Origin of the sequence: Parasynechococcus sp. (assembly GCF_042954245.1) — a bacterium.
GTDB lineage: Bacteria > Cyanobacteriota > Cyanobacteriia > PCC-6307 > Cyanobiaceae > Parasynechococcus.
This window is the reverse complement of sequence record NZ_JBGKDP010000098.1, coordinates 1-4,550: the sequence shown is the minus strand read 5'-3', so window position 1 is coordinate 4,550 and position 4,550 is coordinate 1. Positions and strand designations below refer to the sequence as shown.

5 protein-coding genes and 1 pseudogene are annotated in these 4,550 nt (G+C 56.1%); 1 reads left to right on the top strand and 5 read right to left on the bottom strand.

Annotation, left to right across the window (positions count from 1 at the left end; genetic code table 11):
• The first annotated feature begins 633 nt into the window (after positions 1-633).
• Positions 634-981 carry a hypothetical protein gene (locus tag ACGVJ8_RS04560; RefSeq protein ID WP_392345830.1) on the top strand — a complete coding sequence of 116 codons (348 nt, stop codon included), beginning with the start codon at positions 634-636 and terminating at the stop codon, positions 979-981.
• Between the two features lie 153 nt (positions 982-1,134).
• On the opposite strand, the gene ACGVJ8_RS04555 is transcribed toward ACGVJ8_RS04560, so the two are convergent.
• From ACGVJ8_RS04555 to ACGVJ8_RS04535, 5 genes and pseudogenes are all read right to left on the bottom strand, one after another.
• Positions 1,135-2,319 (bottom strand): iron-containing alcohol dehydrogenase, encoded by a 1,185-nt coding sequence (locus tag ACGVJ8_RS04555; protein ID WP_392345828.1) that lies wholly within the window; start codon positions 2,317-2,319, stop codon positions 1,135-1,137.
• Complete coding sequence (locus ACGVJ8_RS04550) at positions 2,316-2,639, bottom strand: antibiotic biosynthesis monooxygenase (protein ID WP_392345826.1); 324 nt, start codon at positions 2,637-2,639, stop codon at positions 2,316-2,318. Before ACGVJ8_RS04550 ends, ACGVJ8_RS04555 begins: the two co-directional genes overlap by 4 nt.
• Positions 2,640-2,780: 141 nt before the next feature.
• Positions 2,781-3,785: a sodium:solute symporter gene (locus tag ACGVJ8_RS04545; RefSeq protein WP_392345824.1), complete on the bottom strand. Its 1,005-nt coding sequence runs from the start codon at positions 3,783-3,785 to the stop codon at positions 2,781-2,783.
• A gap of 61 nt (positions 3,786-3,846) precedes the next feature.
• Positions 3,847-4,239, bottom strand: a pseudogene (locus ACGVJ8_RS04540) (sodium:solute symporter family protein); the annotation flags it as partial.
• Entirely contained in the window at positions 4,236-4,421 is a 186-nt protein-coding gene (locus tag ACGVJ8_RS04535) for a hypothetical protein (RefSeq protein WP_392345822.1), read from the bottom strand. The pseudogene ACGVJ8_RS04540 and the gene ACGVJ8_RS04535, both read right to left, overlap by 4 nt.
• Positions 4,422-4,550 lie beyond the last annotated feature (129 nt).

Genomic DNA, 4,550 nt, shown 5'->3' with positions numbered 1-4,550 from the left:
AGTTTGCGGCGCCGACACGACACCCGGTCTGAGCACTCCTAATGAGATCAATAGGCCCGGCTAATCACTCAGTTGTCTAAATGGGTTCGTGCAACGACAAATGGTGCCGTGGCGATTGAGGGCTGTGGTGGAGATGGATCAGCTGCCATCGATCATCTGTACAAGGAACACTTGGTCAACGCTCAGAACGGGCAATCGAGGTTCGAAGCAGGATCCACTTCATCGAAAAACCCCAAACAAAAGCTCCCTGGTGGGGGAGCTGATACGTCCGAGTTCACATGGTGAGGACGGCAGGCGGTTGTGGATCACAAGGTCAGTGAGCCCTCACCGCTGTGACGTAGCCACAGTTGCGTTCAGTTGTTTTTAATAACGAACAGGTATCAAAAAGTGAGACGGTTATTCACCAGCCCCCCTTTTTTATTGCAATCGCAGGGCACCCCCACCATTAAATTCTAGCGCGAGATAAAGCTGAGGTCAGCGCTCGCCAACAAGTCGTAAAGCCGTCAGTCAGTGTAATTCTGGCATCTTTGTTCTAAATCTATCGATAGAATGAGATAGTTAATTGAGAGGATCGAATGGGCGTCGGGAGTTGCCTCTCATTGTTAGGCGAGCTGGCAATCCGTGATATTCGGGATGAGGCTGAACGGGATCGTCATTTTATTGATGATGACGTTCCTATCTGAAGCGATAGGCTTCGATATTCAAAAAATGGTCGCCTCCAAGCTTGAGGAGCAGGCCGCTGCTGATGAGCTTCGTGCTCAGCTCACCGCACTGCTTGATCCACCAAGGGGCAGGGTATGGGCCGCTGGTGATCGCTGGGATCGTGATCACGGTCCTTACTTCGCCGATCAGCGACATTTCTGCCGAAGGATGGTCAGACACCCAGTTGGGGAGGGACTTTCGATGACTGCCGGCCTCATGCTCAGCAGGTTTTTAGTCGCAGTAGAAGAAGTGCTGGGTCTGATGAGATCCGGCTGCTAAATAATATGTAGTAATGCGCATCTTAGAGGAAATCAGGGATGTGGTTAGTTCCGTTGTTCGTCATTGGGAGCTGAAAAGATATCTATCGCATTTATTTTCCGGCATGCCAGTGATTCGTTCGTGGTCAATAATTAATACTTGATGAATTCATATTCATAGCCTTGTTTCGAGTAATGTCTTTATTTCTGATAGTGTTAGTGCAATGGGATTGTTGCGGTTGCTTGCAGCATCAACGATGCGATCCAGATCTGCAGCGGTGACGCCGAAGTCCCCTAGGCGTGGAATCCTGAGCTCGTCCACCCAATCGAGCAAGCTATCTGTGAGGTAATCCACCGCCGCAGCGTTTTCACTGAGGTGGCTACCTCCGGGCATCAACCGACCAACACGGGCCATCCGTTCGACGGCAGGATGTTGAGGATCACGCTGTTTCAGAGCACTCCAGTTCTGCTGTTGCACTGCAGCCATCAACGTTCCGCAAATCACACCGTGGGGTATCGGGAACCACCCTCCTATCGGCCCGGCCAGCCCGTGAACGAGTCCCAGGCCGGCATTCGCCAATCCAATCCCTGAGCAGAGCGCGCCATAGGCCATGCTCAGGCGAACCTGTGAATTGGCGGCTCCCTCTCCGCAGGCAAGCCGCAGGTTCGGCACCAGATGCTGGAGACCACTCCAGACGATCGCATCACTCAACGGTGATGCCGTTGGGGAGAGGAAAGGCTCAAGCAGCTGCGTGAAGGCATCCATACCGCAGGCTGCCGTGACATCAGCGGCGGCACCGGTGAGCAGTGCCCCATCCAAAATCACGGCGCTGGGTACGAAGTTGTCGTGACGCAACGACTTCTTGTAGCCATCAGGGCCCACATGGCTCAGTACTGCATTTTTGGACACCTCTCCACCGGTGCCTGATGTGGTGGGAATCGCCAGAAAAGGCAGCGTGATTCCGCTGTGGACCTGACCACGGCCCACACCCTCCACGTGATCCAGCACGGAATTGCCGTGGGGCAACATCGCAGCAATCGCCTTGCCGAAATCGATCACGCTGCCGCCGCCGATGCCGATCACCGCATCAACGCCCTGACCAAACCACTGCTGAGTGATGTGATCCACAAGCTCTGTGCTGGGTTCGCTGGCACAGATCACATGGGCATGCTTTGTTCCAGCTTCATCAATCAAGCGCTTCACCACCTCCAACTGACCCATCGCCTCCAGGGAAGACTGTCCTGTGAGCAGCAGGACGGATTGAGCGTGACGTGAGCGCAGCCAATCTGTGACCTCCTTGAGCGTTCCCATGCCGCAGTGAATCGGCGGGACCCGCGCAAACGAAAAGGAAACCGTCATGGAGCCACAGAGACGTAAGGGACACCCTTCCGTGGTTCAGCCATCCAATCGGCGACGGTTTCCCTCCACTTCAAATAGTGGGGAGTGGTCTTATGTGCGGCGGCGGCGGCCTCTGATTCGTACGCCTCATAGAGAAGGAACAGGGTCGGGTCGTCCTTGCTTTGAAGGATGTCAAAGCGCTGATTGCCTGGCTCCTGGATGGATTCCTGATGATTGAGGATTGACGCCTGGCGAAACTCCTCAATCCGATCAGCTTTCACATGAACGTGAACGCAGGTGACGTGCATCTCAAGCCAAAACCACTGTGAAGCTCCATCCAACCATTCCTACGCTGATGGGGCTCCCGGATAGGGGGAAGGTGATTGGTTCGACAATCAGTTCAGCGTCATTAGTAAGCATCCGGATTGAATCAGGTCTTCGCCCTTCCGTAGGGGACTTAGATGGAGAACCCCAGCGGTGAATTACTTTCTTCCAACTCTCGGAAAAGAGGTTGGAATGGAGGCATCTCTGGGTCTGCCCCTGTGGGGGCTGTTTTTGAGCAAGGGTTGATGGTTTGCCCCTGGCCTGATCCATCCCTCTGCAGAATCACTGCATTGATGAGGAGCATGGTGGCTGAAGCTGGTGTGAATCCTGCTGATCAGCGCTGGGGTTTCTGGCCGGTGCATCCCATAAACAGCGCCCATAACCATCGGAAACAGCACGGCCAGACCTGAAAAGGCGTGGGTCGCTAAGGACAGAATTGCCTCAGGGGGATGGAGAGCGATCGCCAGTCCGCCTGCGGCCAACGCGCACACCACCACCTTGCCGACCCGGACCTGCTCGGTGAGAGAGGCCTTCGGTCGCCAGTAACGGCAGTAGATGTCCCTCGTCACCATCGAAGAGAGCGCCAGCAGCTGGGAATCCAGGGTGGACATGAATGCGGCCAGTGCTCCGACCATCACCAGACCTGCCAGCCATTCGGGGCTGTGGGCGCTCAGCATCATCGGCAGGATCTGATCGGCGGCCCGGCCTTCAAGGCCAGGGAAGCTGGCATGACCCCAAACGCCAATCAGAACCGGAAAGATGAACAGGACCCTGGCAACGATCGGGTAGAGAACCATTGTTTGCTTCAACGAGCGGTCGTCGCCTGCCGCGAAGAAGCGCATCATCAGCTGCGGAAACATTGGTAGACAGAGAGACCAGAGCAGCAGGTAGCTGGCGAAAATCGGCAGGGAGAAAAAGGTCCCTAAGCCGGCTCCGGAGAACAGCTCGGGCGTTTGAGACCTCATGAGTTGATCTACCTGCCCCACACCACCAAGGCCGTGGACAATGGCTCCGAATGCCAGAGACATCAGCAGGAACATCAGGGTTCCTTGGAGGACATCGGTCAAGGCCACGGCTTTCATACCGCCTGTGACGACATACGCCACGATCACGAGTGTGAGTAGAACTGCACCGACGTTGAACGGTACCGCTCCGCCGGTCATGCTTTTCGAGCAGGTAGCCAGCACCGATGGGCTGGAGGGCCAGGTAGGGGAGGGTGAACGTCAGCATCACCAGAAAGACCAGCAATCGCACTCCCTCTCCAGGCAGGAGGTGGCCGATCAATTCCGATGGTGTGATGAGCTTGTGGGTCTTGCTGATCTGCCGCACGCGGCAGCCGAAGCTGCCGAAACTGAGGGCGGCAAGGCCGGTGCCCAGGACCATCATCGGGAAGTAGGCGATGCCGATGCGATACCCCGCTCCCGCGAAACCGAGAAAGAAGAAAGCGCTGAAATTGGTCGCGATCAGAGTGAAAAACAGCACACCTGCCTGCAGACGACGATCCGCCAGGAAGTAGGTATCGGCATGCTCTTGATTCCGACTTCTCGTTCCCAGCCAGAGCAAGGTGCCCAGATAGAGGCCCAGTCCGACCAGAGAGCTAGCCAGGGTGATGCTCATGGTCGTGCCATCCAGGCTGCGGTGGCCGTGAGCGCAACCTGCAGAAGGATGAAGAGCAGGATCCAGAGGGGGAGCCCGATGACGAGCATCTGCCCTGCATCGGCGAGCTGCTCAATCAGCAGGGCAAGGAAGGAAATGCCGCAGATGGCAATCCAGCCTCGCGTGTTTGATGCATGTCCCAAGGAATCCTGTCCACGATCTGAAGGAAGTCTGTCTATGGCAGCGATGGCCCGGAATCCGCGGATGGATGTGCCGGCTAATGATTTAAGAGCTGGGATCGTTGGGCTGCTGGGAGAAGTGCTCAGCCGCAA